The sequence below is a fragment of the Pseudoxanthomonas sp. SGT-18 genome (genome assembly GCF_003931645.1).
Lineage (GTDB): Bacteria > Pseudomonadota > Gammaproteobacteria > Xanthomonadales > Xanthomonadaceae > Pseudoxanthomonas.
In genome coordinates, this window is sequence record NZ_RRYJ01000004.1 from 153,535 (window position 1) to 173,284 (window position 19,750).

Genomic DNA, 19,750 nt, shown 5'->3' on the forward strand with positions numbered 1-19,750 from the left:
GCGCGAAAGTCCCTCTGCCCGTTGCGCTCATCGCAATGCCTCCACGCCCACCAGGCTGCGCATCCCGCCGTCCACCGGCCGGCTCTCCAGCGGCACCGGCGCCAGCCCCGCCGGGGCCAGGCGCTCGCGCAGCGTTTCCAGGTCCTGTTCGCCCGCGTGCAGCAGCCCGGCGCGCACGCCGGTGGCGGTGGCGAACTCGTAGCTGTCCAGCTGCGCGCCGGGCACGGCCGGCAGCGCCCCGAACAGCGCCGCCGAGTGCTGCGCCAGCACCGCGGGCGCGGCCAGCTCGGCGTGCAGTGCGTGCAGCGCGGCCGACGGGTCGGCGCTGGCGGCCAGCGCCGGGACCTGCTGCACCGCCAGCGCGTCGGCGCGCGCCTGCATCCAGTGCGCGCCCAGCGCATAGCGCAGCGCCAGGGCGCCATCGACCAGCACCGGCGAGCACAGCGCCAGCGCGGCCAGCACCGCCAGCCGCCGGCGCCGGCGCCGCGCGCGGGGGTCGCGGCGGGCGTGGCCGTACTGCAGCAGGTCCAGCGGCGGTTCGCCGGCCGCGGCGGCGGCGAAGCGCGCCTCCGCCTCGCCGGGTTCCAGCATCCGCAACGGGCGCGCCCCCGCGATCGCGCGTGCGAGCCCGGGCTCGGCGGTGAACGCCAGCCGAGGCCCGCGCACGGCCAGCATGTCCCCGGCCGGCGCGGCGAGCAGCGTGCCGTCGTCGGCCTCGGGCAGCAGCAGGCAGTCCGGCACCACCGCGTGCGGCGAGATGCCCAGTTGTGCGCAACGCTGCAGCCAGCCGCGCAGGGTGGCGTCCTCCACCGCGCCCAGCAGGCGCGGGCCGGCGGCCGCCGGCGCGATGGCCACGTGCAGTCCCTGGACCGCACCGGCGACGTGGTCCTCCAGTTGCAACCGCGCGGCGGCCAGCGCCTGCGCCGGATGGCGCGCGGGCAGCTCCAGCCACAGCAGCCGCACCGACTCGCCGGGCACGGCCACGACCTCGCGCACGGACTCGCCCGGAGGCGGCGGCGGTGCCTGCCCCGGAAGCAGCGGCTGCCGCGCGAGGATGCGCCCGGACGGGTCGATGCGCAGGCAGGTGGAAGGCTGCGCCGGGTCGCGCGCGAGCAGGGTCAAGCGGGTGGCGGAAGGCGGTTTCATCATTCGTCTCGGGTCCAGCGGCGGGCGGCCAAGCGTGCTTCGCGGCTGCCGTCCTGTTCCAGCAGCGCGCTGAGGACGACCTGCGCGCCGGCGTACTCGACCTCGGCGTCGAGCACGAACCAGTGGCTGCGCAGCGACACCTGGTCGTAGACCTCGTTGGGCACCGGCGCCTGCAGCAGCGCCGGGTCGGCCCAAAAGGCGGCCGCGTCGCGCCAGCCGCGGGCCGGGCGCGACTCCAGCACCCGGCGCGCCTGCGCCGGGGTCAGCGCACCCAAGGTGAGCATGCTCAGCACCGGCGCGCGCGCCGGGGCCAGCGCGTTGACGTTGACCGGCGACAGGTCCGGCCGCGGCAGCGCGCACACGTACGGACGCAGGCGCGCGTACACGGGCGGCGTGTAGCCCTGCACGGCGCGCAGCTCGCTGGCTTCGGCCAGCAGCGTGCCGCCGGTGCGGTAGGGGGGCTGCAGCGCGGCGTAGCTGCCGTCCTCGGCGCCCAGCGGCGCGCGGCGGTGGTCGCTGTCGATCCAGTCGGCCAGCGCGTCGGCGAGCGCCTGCGCCTGCGCCGCACTGAAATCCAGCGCCTGCAGCAGCGCCACGTACTGGCGCACGCCCAGCTCGCGCCGGCGCCACTGGCCGGCGGCGCCTTCCACCACGCTGTTGAGGTTGAAGCAGTCGCTGCCGTCGCGCAGCCGCGCGCGGACCAGGCCGTGCTCGACGGGAAACGCCAGCGGCCGGCCATTCCAGGCGGCCACGGCCACGTCCTCGCGCGCCAGCGCCGCGACCTTGCGCCGCGCCAGCGCCTCGGCGCCCAAGGCGAGGCGCTGCGCCTGCGCCATTGCGTCGGCGTTGGCGGTGCGGCGCAGGCCGAAGCGGATGTCGTCCAGCATCGCCACCACCAGCACGCCCATGAGCGCGGCCATCAGCAGCACCGACAGCAGCGCGGTGCCGGACTGGCGGGCGGGACGGGGCGCGCTCACGGCGGGGCCTCCGGCAGCACGAACACCTGGCGCACCGGGCCGAAGTCGCGCAGGCGCAGGTCCAGACGCACCGCGCGCGGCAGCGCCTGCGCCCCGCCGATCCAGCCGTCGCTCCACTGCCCGTGCGAGTAGAAGCCGGCACGCACGTCCTCCACGCCGGTCAGCAGCACCTGCGGCGCGGCCGCGGCGGTGCCGTCCAGGGCCGGGCGCGCGCTGCGCTCCAGCCGGCCGTCGACCACGCGGTACTCCACGTACTGCAGCGAGGCGCGCGGTTCGGCGTCCGGGTTCTCGCGGCCGCGGCGCACGAAGCCCAGCAACGGCCGCGACAGGTCGCCCGGCGGCGCGGCGTCGAAGGCGTTGCGCGCGATACCGCCGTCCGGCAACCGCGTGCGCCGCACCGCGGCCTGCGACAGGTCGGCCTTGAGCAGCGCATGCGCCCGCTGCAGCTCGCCCAGCCGCTCCATGCGCGCGCGCAGCGCGGCCTGCTGGTCCCCGGCCCAGGCCAGGATGGCCACCGCCGCGGCCGCGAGCAGGGCGAACACCGCCAGCGCGACCAGCACTTCGACCAGGGTGAAGCCGCGCGCCTTCACCGGAACACCCACGCATCGGCGGCTTGGCCGCCGTCTTCGCCGACGACCACGATGTCCACCCGCAGCAGCCCGTCCGCGCCGGTTACGGTGGCCGTGCGCCGCCAGCGCCAGTCGCGCCCGCCCAGGTGCGCCACGCCGTCGGCCGGGGCGGCCAGCGTGGCGGCGTCGGCCAGCATGGCCTCGGCGGCCAGGTTGTCGGCGACGATGCCCGCCAGCATCCGCTGCTCCACATGCGCCGCGGTGCGCGCGCTCTCGCCGGCCAGGTTCAGCACCCCGGCCACGACCAGCGCCAGCACCGCCAGCGCCACCAGCAGTTCGATCAGGGAGAAGCCCGGCGCGCGGGCGGGCCCTTCAGTGCGGGCGGCCATGCACGTCCACCTTGCCGGCAGGATCGACGGACACCTCCACCCGGGCCTGGCCGAGGGCCAGCGCCACCGCCTGCGGCTCGGCCGCGCCGGTGGGATCGAAGCGGAAGCCCAGCCGGTCCTGGCGCGCGGGCAGCAGCGCGCGCACGCCGTCCTGCCAGGCGCGGGCGGCGAACGGACCGTCCTCCAGCGGCACCCAGGCGCCGAAGTCGTGGCGCGCGAAGCGGTAGCCGGCCGCGTCCACCTGCACCTGCACCGTGCGCCCGCCGAGGATGGCTTCGTCGCGCGCGTGGCCCAGGCGCTGCGCGAAGCCGTCGGCCTGGCGGTGCAGGGTGGCGTCGTCGTCCGGCAGGGAGAGCAGCACCGCGGTGGCGGCCAGGCCGGCGATGGCCACGGCGACCAGCAGCTCCAGCAGGGTGAAGCCGCGCGCGCGCCTGCGCCGCGGCGCGGGGAGGTGGCGGCGTGGGCGCGCGCGCGCGGTCACTGCCAGTTGCCGATGTCCGCGTTCTCGCCGTCGCCGCCCTCGGCGCCGTCGGCACCGAAGGAATAGACGTCGAACGCGCCGCGCCGGCCCGGGATCCGGTACTGGTAGGGGTTGCCCCACGGATCGTCCGGCAGCCGGCGGATGTAGCCGCCCTTGCGGTAGCGCTCGGGCCGCGCCAGCCCGGCCGGCGCCTGCAGCAGCGCCTGCAGTCCCTGGTCGTTGCGCGGGTAGGCCAGGTTGTCCAGGCGGTAGGTCTCCAGCGCCTGCTCCAGCAGCGCCACGTCGGCGCGGGCCTTCTCGGCCATGGCGCGGTCCTGGCTGGGGAGCACGTTGATCATCACCACCGTGGCCAGCAGGCCGATGATGACGATGACCACCATCAGCTCGATCAGGGTGAAGCCGGCGGCGTCCGGATGCGGGCGGAAGCGGCGGGGCGGTCGCATGGGCGGTTCCTCGGTGCGGGGTCGGGGCGCGCTCAGCCGAGCGCGAGCGAGTTGAACTGGAGGATGGGCAGCAGGATGGAGAGCACGATCAGCGCGACCACGCCGCCAAGGGCGACGATGATGGCCGGCTCGAGCAGGCTCAGCGCGGCGGCCGAGACGGTGTCGATCTCGCGCTCCAAGTAGTCGGCGGCGCGTCCGAGCATCGGCGCCAGGCGGCCGCTGCCCTCGCCGCTGCCGGCCATGTACAGCAGGGTGGGCGGGAACACGCCGGCGCGGCGCATGGCGGACGACAGGCTGCTGCCCTCGTCGATTGCGGTGACCATGGTGGCGGTGGCCGCGCGCAGCACGCGGTTGCCCACGGTGCGCGCGGTGATGGACAGCCCCTCGAGCAGCGGCAACCCGCTCTCGAGCATGATGGCCAGCGTGCGCGCCATGCGCGCGGCATGCAGGTCGCGCAGCACCCGGCCCAGCAGCGGCAGGCGCAGCAGCAGGCCGTCGAAGCGCATGCGGAAGTCCTCGCGCCGCAGCAACCGGAGGAAGGCCACGCCCGCCACCGCCAGCAGCGCCAGCCCCAGCCAGCCCCACTGGGCGATCGCGTCGGACACGGCGATCACGGCGCGGGTGAGCCACGGCAGCGCGCGGCCCATCGAGTCGAACTGCTCCACCACCTTGGGCACCACGAAGCCCATCAGCGCCGCCACCACCAGCACCGCGGTGAACGCCAGCGCCGCCGGGTAGACCAGCGCGCCGGCCAGGCGCGCGCGGAGCTGCTGTTGCCGCTCCAGCAGCTCGGCCAGCCGTTCCAGGATCTGCGGCAGCGCGCCCGAGCTCTCGCCGGCGGCGACCATGGCCCGGTACAGCGGCGGGAAGGCGTTGCCCTGCTGCGCCATGGCGTCGGCCAGGCGGTAGCCCTCCAGCACCTGCGCGTGCGTGGCCATCACCACCCGGCGCACGCCGCGGCGGTCGCTCTGGCTGCCGATGGTGCGCAGCGCCTCTTCCAGCGGCGCGCTGGCGGCCAGCGTGGCCAGCTGGCGGGTCAGCAGCGCCAGGTCGCGCGCGGTGAAGCGGCCACCGGCGGCGCGCGCGGCGGCCTGACGCGCCGGCTCCAGGCGCACCGGCACCAGCTGCCGCTGTTCCAGCAGCGCGCGCGCCTCGCGCGCGCTGGCCGCGGCCACCGTGCCGGTGCGGGTGCGGCCGCGGCCGTCGAGCGCGGAATACTCAAACGCCGACATCGCCCGGGTTCTCCTGGCGGGTCACGCGCACGGCCTCCTCCGGCGTGGTGACGCCGGCGGCCACGCAGCGCCGCGCCGCGTCGGCCAGCCGCCCGCCGCCGGAGGCGAACGCGGCCTCGGCGATGGCGTCCTCGCCGGCGTCCTCGGCGACCAGGCGGCGGATGCGCTCGTCCACGACGATGAATTCGTGGATGCCGATGCGGCCGGCGTAGCCGGTGTGGTTGCAGCGCGGGCAGCCGACGGCCTCGTACACGGTGCCGCCGGCGCGCCCGCCGCCCAGCGCCGCGTCCAGGCGGTCGTCGCCGCGCGGCCGCCGGCAGTGCGGGCACAGCCGGCGCAGCAGGCGCTGGGCCATCACCAGGCGCAGGCTCGAGGCCAGCAGGAAGGGCTCGATGCCGATGTCGCGCAGGCGGGTGATGGCCCCGGCGGCATCGTTGGTGTGCACGGTGGACAGCACCAGGTGGCCGGTCAGGCTGGCCTGCACCGCGACCTGCGCGGTCTCGCCGTCGCGGATCTCGCCGACCATCACCACGTCGGGGTCCTGGCGCAGGATGGCGCGCAGGCCGGCGGCGAAGGTCATGCCCACGCGCGCGTTGACCTGGGTCTGGCCGACGCCCTCGATGGCGTACTCGACCGGGTCCTCGACGGTGAGGATGTTGCGCTCGCCGTCGTTGAGCGCGGCCAGCGCGGCGTAGAGCGTGGTCGTCTTGCCCGAGCCGGTGGGGCCGGTGACCATGACGATGCCGTTCGGCGTGCGCAGCGCGTCGCGCAGCGCGGCCAGCGCCGGCGGCTCCATGCCCAGCTGCTCCAGCGAAAGCGCGCCCTGATCCTTGTCCAGGATGCGCAGCACCACGCGCTCGCCGCCGCGGGTGGGCAGGGTCGAGACGCGCACGTCCAGCGCCTTGGCGCCCATGGCAAGCGACACGCGGCCGTCCTGCGGCACGCGCTTCTCGGCGATGTCCAGCCGGGCCATGACCTTGACCCGCGAGACCAGCAGCGGCGCCACCCGCGCCGGCAGGCTCACCGCCTCGCGCATCACCCCGTCCACGCGGAAGCGCACGCGCAGCGCCGATTCGAACGACTCGATGTGCACGTCCGATGCGCCGATGCGCGCGGCCTCGGCGATCACGCCGTTGATCAGGCGGATGATGGGCGCGTCGCCCTGGCTCTCCAGCAGATCGGCGGTGCCGGGGATGTCCTCCGCCAGCGCGTCCAGGCTGCCGTGCAGGTCCAGCTCGCCCACGCCGGCGGCGTTGCCGAGGGCGGCGTCGGCGTACACCTCCGAAAGCCGGCGGTCGAACGCGGCGCGCTCCAGCACATCCACCTGCAGGGGCACGCCGAGCACGCGCCGCACCTCGACCAGCGCCTGCGGGTCGCCGCCCTCGCGCAGCGCGACGTGGCCGCCGGCGCCGAGCAGCAGCACGCCGTGGCGCCTGGCGAAGGCGTAGGCCAGGGCAGGCGCGGCCGTACTCATCGCGGCGAACCGCCGTCCGTGGCCGCGCCTGGCTGCACCGGCGCCTTGGCGGGGGCGGGGGCGGGAGCGGGGGCGGGGGCGGGGGCCGCGACCGGCGCGACCGGCGGGTTGGCGCGCAGGTAGTCGCGCACCACCGCGTCGAGCTCGGCCAGCGCGGTGGGGTCCCCGCGCAGCTGCTGCTCGCGCAGGTAGCCGTAGCGGGCCGCGGTGTGGCGCTGCGCGTCGGCGGCGTCGCGGACGATGGTCGGGCGCAGGAACACCATCAGGTTGGTCTTGCTGCGGCTGCGCGACCTGCTGCGGAACAGCGCGCCCAGCGCCGGAATGTCGCCGAGCACCGGGATCTTCTCGGTGCGCGCCTCGTCGCTCTGGTCCAGCAGGCCGCCCAGGGCGACGATGGCGCCGTCGTCGACCACCACGTTGGTCTCCACCTCGCGCTTGTTGAGCACCAGCTCGTCGCTGGTGGTGCTGACGGTGCCGTTGACCGAGGACACCTCCTGCTTGATCGACAGGGTGATGCCGCCGCCGCTGTTGATCTGCGGCCGCACCGTGAGCTGGATGCCCACGTCCTGGCGGTCGATGGTGCGGAACGGGTTGTCGTTGTTGGTGCTCAGCACCTCGCCGGTGGTGACCGGGACCTCCTGGCCGACCATGATCCGCGCCTCCTCGTTGTCGAGGGTGAGGATCGAGGGCGTGGACAGCAGGCTGGAGCCGGTGTCGCTCTTGACCGCGTTGATGATCAGGCCGAACAGGCGGTCGTCGCTGCGGTCGGCCAGGCCGACCAGGCCGCCGCTCAGGCCGAGCAGCGCCTGCGCCGCGGCGCGGCGGGCCAGATCGGCCGCCTCGCTCTCCGAATCGCCGGCGAGCGCGCCGCCGGCCAGCGCGGCCATGCCCGGCCCTGCATTGGAGAACTGGGTCAGGCCGATGGGCACGCGTCCGTCGCGGCCGGCCAGCAGCAGCTGCGCGCCGAGCTTGCGCGCGGCCTCGTCGGAGATCTCCACCACCAGCGCCTCGACCAGCACCTGCTCGCGGCGCACGTCCAGCTGGCGGATCACGTCCAGCAGCACGCGCTGGGTGTCCGGGTCCGCGTGCACGATCAGCGAATTGGCGCCGGGGTAGCGCACGATCACCGGGCGCTTGCCGCTGGCCGGGGTGATGATCTGGGTGCTGGCCGCGTCGGTGGCGGCCCCGGCCGGGGCCGACGGGATGCGCGCCGCGTCGGCGCCGGACGCGGCGGCCACCGGGTCCGGGGCCTGGCCGATCAGCTGCTGCAGCACCGGCAGCAGCTGTTCGGCGCTGGCGTGCTGCAGACGGACCACGGCCACGTCGCCGCTGCGCTCGGCGCGGGCGTCCAGTTCCATCGCCAGTTGCGCGGCGCGCTGCACCAGCGCCGGGTTGCCGCGCAGCAGCAGCGAGTTGCTGCTCTCCACCGGCACCACGGACAGCGGCGCGGCCGCGCTGCGGTCGGTGGTGCCGCCGTAGAGCCCGGCCAGGGTGGCGGCCAGCTCGCGCGCCGAGGTGTTGCGCAGGGCGACGGTGTCGATGCTGGCGCTGTCGCGGTCGATGCGCTCGACCAGGCCGAAGATGCGCTGCAGGTTGTCCGCGTAGTCGGCCACCAGCAACTGGTTGCCCTGCGGCAGCGCGACCACCACGCCGCCCCGGCCGACCAGCGGCTTGAGCGTCTCGGCCGCGGCGCGTGCGTCGATGCGCTGCAGCGGGAACACGCGCGTGGCGAAGCCCAGCGGCGTACCGGGCTGCTGCGCGGCGGTGTCGTCCGGCACCACGCGGTAGGTGGCCGGGCCCGCGGGCACGGCGATCAGCCCGTTGCCGCGCAGCACCGCCAGCAGCACGCCCATCAGGTCCTCGTTGGACATGGCGTCGCCGCGGGTGACGGTGACCGTGCCCTGCACGCGCGGATCGACGATGAAGGTGGTGCCGGTGGCGCGCGCCACGTCCTGGATGAACGCGGACAGCTCCACGTTCTGCATGCGCAGCGCCGGCGCGGACGCGGCCTGGGCCGGCGCCGGCGGCACCGGGAAGACGAGTGCGCCCGCGGCGATCAGCAGCAGGGCGGCGGGGCGTGGGGTCATGGGGAGCCGGTTCCGAGGGTGACGGTCCGCACCTGGCCATCGCGTCGGTAGGCGATGACGGCGCGCGGGTTGGACTTGAGCTGTTCGGCCACTTCCGGCAGGTGCTCCGGATCGAGCGCCTGGCCGTTGACGCTGAGCAGCACGTCGCCGGGCTGCAGGCCGGCGGCGCGCAGCAGCGCGGCGTCGCCGCGGGGCATCAGCGTGTAGCCGGCCACGCGGCCGGCCTCCTGGTAGGTGCGCAGCCCGGCCTCGGCGAGCAGGCGCGCGGGGTCGACGTCGCGCGTCTCCTGCTCGGGCGCGGCCGCGGTGGCCGGCGCAGGAGCGGGCAGGGCGGCCGGCGCAGGCGCAGGCGCGGAAGCGGGCAGGGCGGCCGGTGCAGGCCCGCCGCCCGGGCCGGCGCCCTGGACCGCCGGCAGCTCCAGCCGGCGACGCACGCCGGCATCGAGCAGCACGGCGTGGTCGGCGGCCACCGCCTCCAGCACCACGCCCGGGGCGAGCGCGTCGCCGACGCGGTAGGCCTGCTGCGGGCCGCCGTCGCGGGCGAGGATGGCCGAGCCGCCGTCGGCCGCCACGCGCAGGCCGAACAGCCGCCAGCTGCCGGCCTCGCCGGCCGCCTCCGGTGCGTTGCCGAAGAACGGATCCAGGCCGGCCAGCGCCGGCGCCTCGGCCGCCACCGCCACCGGCGCCGCCCCGGCCGACGCCGGCGCCGGCGCGAACGCCAGCCAAAGCAGCCGTGCCAGCTGCAGCAGCAGCACGAGCACGAGCGCGGCCTCGGCCAGCGCCGGCCAGTGCCGCAGGAGCGAGTTCGGGAGCGGTCGTGGCACGTCGATAGGTGCGCGGGGCCGGAAAGCCCCGGTTCGATGACAGGATGAGTCAGAAATGTGACGTGCCGGTTTCAGCCCGCGCGCGCGATGCACGGAACTGAAACAAAGCGGCCCGGCGCGGGGCCGGGCCGTCGGGACGCACGTGGCACCCGCGTCAGAAGTCCACCGACAGGCTCACGCTGTAGCTGACGCCCGGCTCGTAGGTGTACACGTCCACGCGCCGGCCGCCGCGCTCCTGGTACTCCTCGTGGTCGGTCTCCAGCAGGTTGCGCGCGGTGAACGCCAGCGTGCCGCGGCGGTCCCACAGGTCGAAGCCCTTGCGCACCACCAGGTCCAGCGTGGTGCCCGGCTTCTCCATGTAGTCCGGCTGGCCGGGACGGCCGCGCGCCAGGATGCGCTCGCTGACGTGGTTGGCCACCAGGGTCGCCTGGAAGCCCGAGCTGGCGCTCTCGATGCCCAGCTGCAGGTTGGCGATGTGCTCGGACTGGCCCTGCAGCTGGCTGCCGTCGCGGACGAACAGGCGTGCCGGGATGGGCGTGGCGTAGCCGTAGGGATGCACGGTGTCGCCTTCGCCGGCCTCGACCTCCGAGTCCGACCAGGTGTAGTTGCCGGCCACGTACAGGCGGTTGTCCCCCCACCAGGCCGCCTGGATCGGCAGGTCGAAGTACTTCTTGGCGTCGAACTCGAAGCCCTGCACGGTGGCCGAGGGCGCGTTGACGAAGCTCTGGAACACCACCCCGCCGGCCTCGTTCACGTTGGCCTCGATCGGCCGTTCAATCTCCTTGTGGAACAGGCCGGCGGTCAGGTACTCGCCGGCGCCGAAGAACCACTCGTAGCGCAGGTCGAAGTTGCGCAGCTTGCTGTCGACCAGGTTCGGGTTGCCGTAGAACAGGCGGTCGTTGTCCGGGTCGTTGTACTGCTGCGGCGCCATCTCGCGGAACTGCGGACGGGCGATGGTTTCCGAGACGCCGAAGCGCAGCTGCTGGTTGTCGGCGAAGTTCCAGGTCACCGTGGCCGCAGGGAGCAGGTAGTCCTCCTCCAGCGGCGCCGGCGACTCGATGCGCTGGCCGGTGAAGATGTCGTACGGATGCACGGCCTGGGTGGCGTCCTCGTAGCGGACGCCGAGGCTGGCGCGCACCATCGGCACCACCTCGCCCTCCAGCTGCAGGTACGCGGCGCGCACCTTGAGCGTGGCGTCGTAGGCGGCCGCGCCGGTGTTGCCGGTGGTCTCGCGCAGGCGCAGCAGGTCCTGGCTCAGGTTGTAGTCCGAGAACAGGTAGTCGATGCGCTGGTAGCGGTTGTAGAAGGGCAGGGCGCCGTCCAGGGCCAGGAAACGGAACTCGCGCTGCCAGGCGCTGCGGTCGTTGTCCGAGTAGGACGCGCCGCCCGAGAGGACGAACTCGCGCTCGGTCGGCAGGCGCCAGCCCACGTCCACGCCGCCGCTGGCCACCTCGTCCTCCACCTCGCCGAAGCGGATGTAGTTCTGCACGCGCGAGGCGTCGTGGCTCCAGTAGCCCTCCACGTTCTCGTAGCTGATGCCGGTCTCGTACGGCGACTCGCGGTTGGCGCGGGAAACGGCGCCGCGCCATTCGACGGTCAGGTCGTCGTACTCGCCGAAGCGGTGGGTGCCGCTGACCTGGTTGTTGACCAGCGTGCGCTCGAACCACTCGGTGTAGTCGTCGCGGACCTCGAAGCCGGCCAGGTTGTCCTCGCCGGCGCGGCTGCGCGCCTGCTTGACGGTGTCGTGCACGTACAGCGAGGTGAAGGTCACTTCGTGGCTCTCGCCCTTCAGGCCGGCGCCGAACATGGCGTTGACGCGGGCGTTGTTGCGGGTGGAGGCGAAGTCGTAGCTGCTGTTGAACTCCACCTCGTCGCCGGTGAAGTATCCGTCCTGCTGGCGTCCGGTGCGGGTGCGCCACTCGTTGCTGAAGTTGGCCACGGCCACGAAGCCCAGGTCCACGCCGTCCTGGACCTCCATCGAGTTGCCGGCGCTGCCGCCGAAGCTGAAGTCCGGGTCGATGCTGTCCTTCTGCTGCAGCAGGTACAGGTTGGGGTCGTTGATGCTGCGGCCGATGGTGCGGATGTCCGCGCGGTCGAAGTCCGCGCCCAGGTCCACGCGCCGGCCGGTGGCCAGCGCCTGCCTGAGCTCGGGCGACATCTTGCGGGTGCCGTCGTCGTAGCCCCACCAGTCGTCGTCGCCGCCGTAATAGGTCAGGCCCTTTTCGCCGGTGGTGACGCTGTTGCCGCCGGTGCCGATGGACAGCTTGAGGAAGCCCTCCTCGGGCACGGTCAGGCCGCGCAGGTCGATCACGCCGCCGCCGAACTCGCCGGGGTAGCGCGCCGAGTAGGTCTTCTGCACGGTCACGCCCTCCAGCACCTCGCTGGGGAACAGGTCCAGCGGCACCACGCGCTGCAGCGGCTCGGGGCTGGGCAGCGGCGAGCCGTTGAACAGGGCCGAGGAGTAGCGCTCGCCGAGGCCGCGGACGTAGACGAACTTCTCGCCGACCACGCTCAGCCCGCTGACGCGGGTCAGCGCCTGGGCGGCGTCGCTGTCGCCGGTGCGCTGCAGGTCCTCGCGGGTCACGAAGGTGGCCACTTCGGTGGTGTGCTGCATCGGCTCGGGGATGTGCTCCCCGCGTACCTGGACGGAATCGAGCTGGACCGCGGCGGCCACGGCCGCGGTGGCGGCGTCGGCGGACTGCTCGGCCCAGGCGGGCGTCGCCAGCGCGGCGGCGACGGCCAGGCACAGGCTGGAGCGGGGCGGTCCGATGCGGGGTAGTTTGGACATCATGGAGGATAGCCTTGGCTGCGGAGGGCAGGCGGAAGGGAAACGTCGTGCGGCGCGGCGGCGAAGGACGCCGCCGCGCCGCGTAGCGCGGCGGAGGCCTGCGTCAGCAGGGCTTGTCCGCCGTCAGGCCGCAGGTCCAGCCCTGCCACCAGGTGTCGGCCGAGTTCTTCACGCCGCCGATGTAGTCCACGTTCTGGAAGAAGGAATGGACCCCGCTCAGGTTGGCGTACGGGGTCACCGCCGACTCGTTGGCGCCGTTGACGAAGGTCGAGGCCAGGGTCGAGGTGCCGTTGGCGACGTTGTTGGTGCCGGCGTTGAACGCGGCCTCCGCCGTGGCGCCGGAGAAGGCGGTCGGGCAGGAGAAGAACACCGAGTGGAAGGTGCCGGTGGTGTTGGCGTCGGCGATGTTCAGGCAGGTGGCGCCGTTGCCGCTGCCGCCGGCCGGGCGGGTCACCACGGTGTTGTAGAAGCTGGCCTGGGTGCCCTGGTTCAGCTCGATCGCCACGCCGCCGCCGGCGCGACCGACGTAGGTGAAGTTGGCGATCCTGGGCTTGGAGTAGGGCTCGCGGCGGATGGCGCTCCACTCGTTCATGCGGTCGCCGCCGTTGGCGCGCTGCACCACGATGCCGAACTGCGCGCCGCCGTCCCAGCCGGTGTCGGTGTCCAGGCTGTCGTCGTCGTTGCCGGTCAGCACGATGTGGCGCAGGTTGACCGTGCCGCCGAAGATCTCGATGCCGTCGTCGGAGCTGTTGTGCACCTGGATGTGGTCGACGGTGGTGGCGCGGCCGACGCCGCCGAAGGTGATGCCGTTGAGCTCGTTGTTGGCGGCGATGGTATAGCCGGAGTGCTGCACGCGCACGTAGCGCAGGCGGCCGCTGTTGTCGTTCGGGTTGTTGCCGCCGTAGAAGACGTTGTTCACGCCCTCGATGAGCGCCTGGCACTCCGGCGTGCCCGACACGGTCTCGCCCGGGCAGGCGCTGATCGGCGCGCGGCCCAGGATGACCACGCCGCCCCACTGGCCGATGGAGTCCACGTTGGTCTCGCCCTCGACGCTGGCGCGCGAGGTGAACACGATCGGGTCGCTGGCGGTGCCCTCGGCGAAGATCTGCGAGCCGCGGTTGACCACCAGGAAGTCGGCGCCGGCCGAGCCGAAGAAGCGCACGCCGGGTTCCACGGTCAGGATGCCGGTCTGCGCGCCAGCCACCGGGGCCGAGGCGTTGCCGCCTGCGTCGTCGCCGACGTTGACCTGGCCGTTGATCGCGTAGATCACGCCGTCCAGCTTCTCGATGACCAGGTTGCCGACGATGCGGTTGGGCAGCTGGCAGGCGCGCAGCGTGCCGCCGGCGACGGTGCCGACGTTGGCGAAGCCCGTCGGGCAGTTCTCGGCCGGGCCGGCGGCCGGCGGCGGCGAGGTCGGCGGCGGGGTGGTCGGCGGCGGCGTGGTCGGCGGCGGAGCCGGCGGGAAGGCGCCTTCGCCCGGGGAAACGACGCTGTCGGCGCCGCCGCCGCAGGCGCTCAGGGCCAGTGCGGCGCCGAAAGTCATCAGCAGGGTCTTGGTGTTGTTGCGGACAGGCATTTCCTCTATCTCCGGTCGTTGGACGGGTGGTCCGGGCGAGCAAAAAAGCGTTAAGAAGGCTGTATAGGAAACTTGCGTGACAAAGCGGTTACCGCCCGCGTCGCGCGCATCCGCTGCGGGCAATGGGCGGCCGTCGGCGATCGCGTCGCCGTGCACGCCATGTTTCAGCAGCTTTGTTGCAGCCGTATGTTGTTCATGCGACGCGCGCGGCCTGCTGCATCCGCGCGCGGCTGCGGCACAATGGCGTGCATGGATCGCAGGCAGCTTCCCGACGAACTCGAGCAGTGGGTGGTGCGGCAGGCGGTGGCCGGCGCCGACCCGGAAGACGTGCTGCGCCCGCTGCGCGAGGCGGGCTGGGACGAACAGGACGCGGTGGACGCGGTGCAGGAGGCGGTCGCCCGCTTCCTCGAGCGCAGGTCGCAGGAAGCCGGGCTGCCGCTGCCCTGCCCGGTGCCGGTGCCGATCGGCATCAACGGCCCCTCGGTGCTCGACGCCGGCGACCGCGAGGTGCACGTGCTGATGAGCCTGATGCTGCCGCGCGTGGTGGTGTTCGGCGGGCTGCTGTCGGACGAGGAGTGCGACGCGCTGGTCGAGCTTTCGCGGCCCGGGCTGCGCCGCTCGACCACGGTGGACATGCGCACCGGCGGCGACCAGGTGCACGCCGACCGCACCAGCCGCGGCACCTTCTTCACCCGCGGGGAGAACGCGCTGTGCCGGCGCATCGAGGCGCGCATCGCGCGGCTGCTGGACTGGCCGCTGGAGAACGGCGAGGGATTGCAGGTGTTGCACTACCCGCCGGGCGCGGAGTATCGCCCGCATTACGACTACTTCGACCCGGCCGAGCCGGGCGGCGAGGTGTTGCTGCGTCGCGGCGGCCAGCGCGTGGCCACGCTGGTGATGTACCTCAACACGCCGCGCCGCGGCGGCGCCACCTCATTCCCCGACGCCCGGCTGGAGGTGGCGGCGGTGAAGGGGAACGCGGTGTTCTTCAGCTACGACCGCGCGCACCCGATGACGCGCACGCTGCATGCCGGCGCGCCCGTGGTCGAAGGGGAGAAGTGGATCGCGACCAAGTGGCTGCGGGAGCGGCGGCACGACTGAGCGCGCCGCAGCCGGCCGTCGCCGCCTCCGACCGGCCCCCGGGTGCGGGCGGGCCCGGCGCGTTCAATCCCCGGGCAGGGCGAGGGTCTTGTGCTCGTACCTGCACAGGTCGCGGATCGGGCAGCGCGGGCATTCCGGCCGGCGCGCCTTGCAGGTGTAGCGACCGTGCAGGATCAGCCAGTGGTGCGCGTCCTGCAGGAATTCCGGCGGCACCACCCGCAGCAGGCCTTCCTCCACCTCGCGCACGTCCTTGCCCGGTGCCAGCCCGGTGCGGTTGGCGACCCGGAAGATGTGGGTGTCCACCGCGATGGTCGGCTCGCCGAAGGCGGTGTTCAGCACCACGTTGGCGGTCTTGCGGCCCACCCCGGGCAGCGCCTCCAGCGCCGCGCGGTCGCGCGGCACCTGGCCGCCGTGTTTCTCCAGCAGGATGCGGCTGGCGGCCACCACGTTCCTGGCCTTGGCGTTGAACAGGCCGATGGTGGAGATGTAGCGCTTCAGCCCTTCCTCGCCGAGCTCGACGATCCGCTGCGGCGTGTTGGCCACCGGGAACAGGCGGCGGGTGGCCTTGTTCACGCCCACGTCGGTGGCCTGCGCCGACAGCGCCACCGCCACCAGCAGCTCGAACGGCGTGCTGTATTCCAGCTCGGTGGTCGGATGCGGGTTGAGCTCGCGCAGGCGCGAGAACAGCTCGCGTACTTCCGCCGGCGCCAACCGCCCGGCGCGGGCGCGGATGCGCGGCTTGGCCGCGGCCTCGCGCGCCTTCGCGGCCGTGCCGGCTTTGTTCGCGGCCGCGGGCCGGGCGGCCGGTCCCGGGACGGCGGCGCCGGGACCCGAGGCGCGCTTGCGTACCACCTTGCTCATGGCTTGCGCCCCGCCGCCGCGCGCGCCCGCGCGCGGGCCAGGGCCGCCGCCGCCGCGGGCGGCAGGGCCGGGTTGGACGCGGGCGCGTCGGCCGGAACGGCCGCGGCGCGGCGCCGGGCCTCGCGCTCGGCGGCAATCCGCTCCAGCCGCGCGGCGCGCGCGCGGTGCCGCTCGCGCGCGGCCCAGGCCGTGCGCAGGCGCTGTTGCGCCGCAAGCAGCGGCGCGTCCTCCGCTGCGGCGGGCGAGGCGGGGTAGTCCATCAGCCCGGCCTGCAGCGCGGCGTCGAGGTCGCCATCGGCCAGCAGCGCGAGCAGGCGCGCGCGCTGCGCCTGGCGGGCCGGGTCCTGCATCGTCGCCATCGCCCGGTCAGCGGTTGCGGAACTGCGGGGTGCGCTTGCCGAGGAAGGCGGAGGTGCCCTCGCGCATGTCCTCGGTGGCGAACAGCAGGGCGAACTGCGCGGTCTCGAACTGCAGGCCTTCCTCGATCGCGCACTCGCCGCCGACCACCACCGCGTCCAGGACCGCGCGCAGCGCCAGCGGCGCGGCCGTGGCCAGGCTGCCGGCGAGGGTGGCGACCTCGGACTCGAGTTCCGCGGCCGGGACCACACGGTTCACCAGGCCCAGCTGAAGGGCGCGGGCGGCATCGATGGGCTTGCCGAGCAGGCACAGCTCCAGCGCCGCGGCGCGGCCGCACAGGCGCAGCAGGCGCTGGGTGCCGCCGAAGCCCGGGACCAGGCCCAGGTTGATTTCCGGCTGGCCCAGGCGCGCGCTGTCGGCGGCGATGCGCAGGTGGCAGGCCATGGCCAGTTCCAGGCCGCCGCCCAGGGCGTAGCCGTTGACCGCGGCGATCACCGGCTTGGGCATGCGCTCGATCCGGCGCATCAGGCGCTGGCCCAGCAGGGAGAACTCGCGTGCCTCGATCGGGCCGAGCTGGTTCATCTCGGCGATGTCGGCGCCGGCCACGAAGGCCTTGGGGCCGGCGCCGGTGAGTACCACCACGCGCACGGCGGTATCGGCCGACGCCGCGGCAAAGGCCGCGTCCAGCGCCTCCAGGGTCTGCCGGTCCAGGGCGTTGAGCCGCTCGGGACGGTCGATGGTGATGGTGCGGACGCCATCGGCGTCGCGGACGGTGACGGGACTGGACGCCATGGGGCTCCTTGTCGGTACGGTTCGGGAATGTGAAGGAAGCGGCGGAACTTCGCGGGTCCGCCACGGTCACAGGCCTGTCCCGCGCGCTCTGGCGCGGGCAACCAAGCGGCGGCTATCCTAGCGCGTCGAACACCCGGGGCCGACCGTCCCCCTTCCGGAGAAGAACTTGATGAAGTTGCGTCCGATCGCTGTCGCCCTTGCCGCCATGGCCGTGGCCGGCAGTGCCCTCGCCCAGGACACCACGTCCGAGAAGGGCAAGCTGAGCTACTACTTCGGCTATGACTACGGCAACAACCTTGCCGAACTGCAGGCCCGCGGCGAGCAGCTCGACGTCAATTCGGTGGTCAAGGGCCTGCAGGACGCCCTGGCCAAGAAGGAGCCGGCGATCACCGCCGAGCAGCTGCGCCCGGCCCTGGAAGCCTTCCAGAAGCGCGAGCAGGCCCGCATGCAGGAGGCCAAGGCCCAGTACGACAAGGCCGCCGCGGAGAACAAGACCCGCTCCGACCAGTTCATCGCCAGCTACAAGGGCCAGGCGGGCGTGAAGACCCTGCCCAGCGGCGTGGCCTACAAGGTGGTCGAGGCCGGCAACGGTGCCAAGCCGACCCAGGCCAGCACCGTGCAGCTGGAGGTTGCCGGTCCGTACCCCTACGGCCAGCGCCCGGAGCAGGCGCGCCCGGCACAGCAGATCCCGTCGATCAAGGTCAGCGAGGTCGAGATGGCGGCCATGCGCGAGGTCCTGCTGCAGATGCCGGCCGGCTCCAAGTGGGAAGTCGCCCTGCCGCCGGACAAGGCCTACGGCGCCGACCCGCGCACCGGCTTCCCGCCGAACGTGGCGGTGGTGTTCGAGATCAAGCTGGTGTCGGTCAAGTAATACGCGGCGGCCACCGCCGTCCGTGTTGCTGCGCCGGCTTCGTGCCGGCGCAGTCGTTTCCGGCCCTGCAGGATCCCGTGACGTGAGCGTTTCCCCAGACCTGGCTACCGTTTCCAGCCCGTGCATCGGGCTGTGCCGCCTGGACCGTGACGGTCTGTGCGAAGGTTGCCTGCGCAGCGGCGAGGAAATCGGTGCCTGGAGCCGGATGGACGAGGGCCAGCGCCGGCGCCTGATGGAGGAGGTCTTGCAGCAGCGCCAGCGGCAACGCCAGGTCTTCGTGCAGCGCCTGCGCGAGCGGGACGGCCTGCAGCGGGTGCTGCACCCGTTGCGCCAGCCGCCGCGCGAGCCGGGCTGGAACCGCGACGAACTGGCCGACCTGCTCGGCCCGCATGCCCCGGCCGAGGCCGCGGTGCTGGTCGGCCTGGTCCCGCGCGTGGAGGGCACGCGGGTGCTGCTGACCCTGCGCACCGACGGCCTGCGCCACCATGGCGGCCAGGTCAGCTTCCCCGGCGGAAGGGTGGAGCCGGCGGACCGCGGCGTGCTGGCGGCGGCGCTGCGCGAGAGCCACGAGGAAATCGCGTTGCCGGTGTGCCAGGTCGCGCCGCTGGGCTACCTGGACCCGCTGCTGACCATCAGCGGCTTCCGCATCACCCCGGTGGTGGCGGCGGTCGACCCGGACTTCGTGCCGCGCCCGGAGCCTGGCGAGGTGGCGCAGGTGTTCGAGGTGCCGCTGGACTACCTGATGGAGCCGGCGCGCCTGCGCCGGATCGACATGGACTACCGCGGACGCACCCGCACCGTGCTGGAGTACGACTGGCCGGAACAGCGCATCTGGGGCGCGACCGCGGCGATCCTGTACAACCTGAGGAGACGCCTGGAGGAGGGGAGATGAGCGGCATGCACTGGACCACCCTGGTGGACGTGCCCGCGCTGGCGGCGCGGCTGGACGACCCCGGCCTGCGCCTGCTCGACGCGCGCGCGGTGCTGGCCGATCCGCAGGCCGGCGCCGCCGCGTTCGCGGCCTCGCACCTGCCGCGCGCGCGCCACGCCGACCTGGACCGCGACCTGTCCGACCACGACGTGCAGGGCGAAGGCCGGCATCCGCTGCCGCGCGCGGAGGATTTCGCCCGGCGCGTGGGCGCCTGGGGCATCGGCCCGGAGCACCAGGTGGTGGTCTACGACGCCGGCGACGGCAGCATGGCCGCGGCACGCGCCTGGTGGCTGCTGCGCCTGCTGGGCCATGCCCGGGTGGCGGTGCTGGACGGCGGCCTGGCCGCCTGGCGCGCTGCCGGCCTGCCCGAATCCGGCGATGGCGCCGGAGCGCCGGCGCCGCTGCCGCCGTATCCCTCGCCCGGTTACGACCAGGCCCGCATCGCCACCGCGGCGGACGTGCTGCAGCGGTTGGGCGAGCCGGCCGGCTGGCTGCTGGACGCGCGCGGTGCCGAGCGCTTCCGCGGCGAGGTCGAACCGATCGATCCGGTCGCCGGCCACGTGCCCGGCGCGGTCAACCGTCCCTTCACCCTGAACCTGCGCGATGGCCGCTTCCGCCCCGCGCAGGAACTGCGCGCCGAGCTGGAGCCGCTGCTGCATGGCTGGGCGCCGCCGGATGCGGTGCTGATGTGCGGCTCCGGCGTCACCGCCTGCCACTTGCTGCTGGCGATGGAGCACGCCGGGCTGTCCGGCGCGCGGGTCTACGCCGGGTCCTGGAGCGGCTGGATCGCCGATCCCTCGCGCCCGGTGGCGCGCAGCGCCCAGTAGGCCACCCGGCGGGCCGCAGCCCGC

19 protein-coding genes are annotated in these 19,750 nt (G+C 74.0%); 4 read left to right on the top strand and 15 right to left on the bottom strand.

Features of this window, described 5'->3' with window-relative positions:
• Positions 1-27: 27 nt before the first annotated feature.
• The 12 genes from gspL to EIM47_RS07645 all read right to left on the bottom strand — a co-directional run bounded on the left by gspL (position 28) and on the right by EIM47_RS07645 (position 13,986).
• Positions 28-1,146 (bottom strand): type II secretion system protein GspL, encoded by a 1,119-nt coding sequence (gspL, locus tag EIM47_RS07590; protein WP_164514564.1) that lies wholly within the window; start codon positions 1,144-1,146, stop codon positions 28-30.
• Complete coding sequence (gspK, locus tag EIM47_RS07595) at positions 1,146-2,123, bottom strand: type II secretion system minor pseudopilin GspK (protein WP_164514565.1); 978 nt, start codon at positions 2,121-2,123, stop codon at positions 1,146-1,148. The genes gspL and gspK overlap by 1 nt, the downstream gene beginning before the upstream one ends.
• Entirely contained in the window at positions 2,120-2,725 is a 606-nt protein-coding gene (gene gspJ / locus EIM47_RS07600) for a type II secretion system minor pseudopilin GspJ (RefSeq protein WP_125076577.1), read from the bottom strand. The genes gspK and gspJ overlap by 4 nt, the downstream gene beginning before the upstream one ends.
• A complete protein-coding gene (gspI, locus tag EIM47_RS07605; RefSeq protein WP_125076578.1) occupies positions 2,710-3,081 on the bottom strand; it encodes a type II secretion system minor pseudopilin GspI in 372 nt (123 codons plus the stop codon). The genes gspJ and gspI overlap by 16 nt, the downstream gene beginning before the upstream one ends.
• Entirely contained in the window at positions 3,065-3,562 is a 498-nt protein-coding gene (locus EIM47_RS07610) for a GspH/FimT family pseudopilin (RefSeq protein WP_125076579.1), read from the bottom strand. The genes gspI and EIM47_RS07610 overlap by 17 nt, the downstream gene beginning before the upstream one ends.
• Positions 3,559-4,005, bottom strand: coding sequence for a type II secretion system major pseudopilin GspG (gene gspG / locus EIM47_RS07615; RefSeq protein WP_125076580.1), 447 nt, complete (start codon positions 4,003-4,005; stop codon positions 3,559-3,561). The genes EIM47_RS07610 and gspG overlap by 4 nt, the downstream gene beginning before the upstream one ends.
• A gap of 32 nt (positions 4,006-4,037) precedes the next feature.
• Complete coding sequence (gene gspF / locus EIM47_RS07620; RefSeq protein WP_125076581.1) at positions 4,038-5,237, bottom strand: type II secretion system inner membrane protein GspF; 1,200 nt, start codon at positions 5,235-5,237, stop codon at positions 4,038-4,040.
• Positions 5,224-6,711, bottom strand: coding sequence for a type II secretion system ATPase GspE (gene gspE, locus EIM47_RS07625; protein WP_125076582.1), 1,488 nt, complete (start codon positions 6,709-6,711; stop codon positions 5,224-5,226). The genes gspF and gspE overlap by 14 nt, the downstream gene beginning before the upstream one ends.
• Positions 6,708-8,798 (bottom strand): type II secretion system secretin GspD, encoded by a 2,091-nt coding sequence (gspD, locus tag EIM47_RS07630; RefSeq protein ID WP_125076583.1) that lies wholly within the window; start codon positions 8,796-8,798, stop codon positions 6,708-6,710. Before gspD ends, gspE begins: the two co-directional genes overlap by 4 nt.
• A complete protein-coding gene (locus tag EIM47_RS07635; RefSeq protein WP_158675186.1) occupies positions 8,795-9,622 on the bottom strand; it encodes a type II secretion system protein N in 828 nt (275 codons plus the stop codon). Before EIM47_RS07635 ends, gspD begins: the two co-directional genes overlap by 4 nt.
• A gap of 154 nt (positions 9,623-9,776) precedes the next feature.
• Positions 9,777-12,410 carry a TonB-dependent receptor gene (locus EIM47_RS07640; RefSeq protein WP_125076585.1) on the bottom strand — a complete coding sequence of 878 codons (2,634 nt, stop codon included), beginning with the start codon at positions 12,408-12,410 and terminating at the stop codon, positions 9,777-9,779.
• A 103-nt stretch (positions 12,411-12,513) separates the two neighbouring features.
• A complete protein-coding gene (locus tag EIM47_RS07645; RefSeq protein WP_125076586.1) occupies positions 12,514-13,986 on the bottom strand; it encodes a hypothetical protein in 1,473 nt (490 codons plus the stop codon).
• Between the two features lie 249 nt (positions 13,987-14,235).
• Here EIM47_RS07645 and EIM47_RS07650 point away from each other — a divergent pair, with 249 nt between their 5' ends.
• Positions 14,236-15,087: a 2OG-Fe(II) oxygenase gene (locus EIM47_RS07650; protein ID WP_162125603.1), complete on the top strand. Its 852-nt coding sequence runs from the start codon at positions 14,236-14,238 to the stop codon at positions 15,085-15,087.
• A 63-nt stretch (positions 15,088-15,150) separates the two neighbouring features.
• Here EIM47_RS07650 and nth read toward each other — a convergent pair whose 3' ends face one another.
• The 3 genes from nth to EIM47_RS07665 are packed head-to-tail and all read right to left on the bottom strand — an operon-like array spanning position 15,151 to position 17,097.
• Positions 15,151-15,948 carry an endonuclease III gene (gene nth, locus EIM47_RS07655; protein WP_125076588.1) on the bottom strand — a complete coding sequence of 266 codons (798 nt, stop codon included), beginning with the start codon at positions 15,946-15,948 and terminating at the stop codon, positions 15,151-15,153.
• Positions 15,945-16,298, bottom strand: a complete 354-nt coding sequence (locus tag EIM47_RS07660) for a hypothetical protein (protein WP_125076627.1) — start codon at positions 16,296-16,298, stop codon at positions 15,945-15,947. The genes nth and EIM47_RS07660 overlap by 4 nt, the downstream gene beginning before the upstream one ends.
• Positions 16,299-16,314: 16 nt before the next feature.
• Positions 16,315-17,097: an enoyl-CoA hydratase-related protein gene (locus EIM47_RS07665; protein WP_019398882.1), complete on the bottom strand. Its 783-nt coding sequence runs from the start codon at positions 17,095-17,097 to the stop codon at positions 16,315-16,317.
• Between the two features lie 169 nt (positions 17,098-17,266).
• On the opposite strand from EIM47_RS07665, the gene EIM47_RS07670 reads away from it, so the two are divergent.
• The 3 genes from EIM47_RS07670 (at position 17,267) to EIM47_RS07680 (ending at position 19,726) form a co-directional block, all read left to right on the top strand.
• Entirely contained in the window at positions 17,267-17,968 is a 702-nt protein-coding gene (locus EIM47_RS07670) for an FKBP-type peptidyl-prolyl cis-trans isomerase N-terminal domain-containing protein (RefSeq protein WP_019398881.1), read from the top strand.
• An 82-nt stretch (positions 17,969-18,050) separates the two neighbouring features.
• Positions 18,051-18,860 carry a CoA pyrophosphatase gene (locus EIM47_RS07675; RefSeq protein ID WP_125076589.1) on the top strand — a complete coding sequence of 270 codons (810 nt, stop codon included), beginning with the start codon at positions 18,051-18,053 and terminating at the stop codon, positions 18,858-18,860.
• On the top strand, positions 18,857-19,726 hold the full coding sequence (locus tag EIM47_RS07680) for a sulfurtransferase (protein WP_028915383.1): 870 nt from the start codon (positions 18,857-18,859) through the stop codon (positions 19,724-19,726). Before EIM47_RS07675 ends, EIM47_RS07680 begins: the two co-directional genes overlap by 4 nt.
• Positions 19,727-19,750 lie beyond the last annotated feature (24 nt).